General features: G+C 62.1%; 1 protein-coding gene. It reads left to right on the plus strand.

Annotated features, from left to right (window positions below):
- Positions 1-128: 128 nt before the first annotated feature.
- Positions 129-855: ThiF family adenylyltransferase (locus tag NZU74_20310; GenBank protein ID MCS6883673.1), on the plus strand; the 727-nt coding region annotated here is incomplete at its 3' end.

An 855-nucleotide genomic window follows, 5' to 3' on the forward strand; every position in this document is an offset into this window, starting at 1 on the left:
ACCTCCAGCGCGCGCTGGAGTTAGACCGCAACCTCGTGCGCATTGCCGTCGGCGACCCCGACTTCGCCGCCCTGCGCAACAACCCCGATTTCCAAGCGTTGCTCAAGCAGTACCAATAGGAGGACACTATGCCAACCATCTATATCCCAACCGCGCTGAGACCGTATGCAGAAAACCGCGCTTCGCTGAGTGTGGAGGCGTCCACCGTCGGCGAGGCGATGCAGAAACTCACCGAGGCGTTCCCCAAGCTGCGCCAGCATCTGTTTAAAGAAGATGGGCAACTGCGCAGCTTCGTGAACCTGTATCTGGGCGATGAGGATGTGCGCCATCTGCAGGGGCTGGACACCCCGCTCGCGCCCGACGCCGAGCTGACGATTGTGCCCTCCGTCGCGGGGGGCAGCACGGCGACCGTTGAGAAGCCCGAAACGCGCAGCATTATCGACGAGGCGCGCTTGCAGACCGTCAGCCTCTCGCAGGAGGAGGTGCTGCGCTACAGCCGCCACCTGATTATGCCCGAAGTGACGATGGAGGGGCAACGCCGCCTCAAAGCCGCGCGCGTCTTGCTGATTGGCACGGGCGGACTCGGCTCGCCCCTCGCGCTCTATCTGGCGGCGGCGGGCGTGGGCACAATCGGACTCGTCGACTTCGATGTGGTGGACTACTCCAACCTGCAACGGCAGATTCTCCACTTCACAAGCGATGTGGGACGCCCCAAGCTCCAGTCCGCCATCGAGAAGATTCAGGCGATTAACCCGCATGTGCATGTGATTCCGTTCGAGACGCGCCTGACTTCGGAGAACGCGCTGGACATTATGCGCGACTTCGATGTGATTGTGGACGGCACAGACAACTTCC

Source organism: Chloroflexaceae bacterium, assembly GCA_025057155.1.
Taxonomy (GTDB): domain Bacteria; phylum Chloroflexota; class Chloroflexia; order Chloroflexales; family Chloroflexaceae; genus JACAEO01.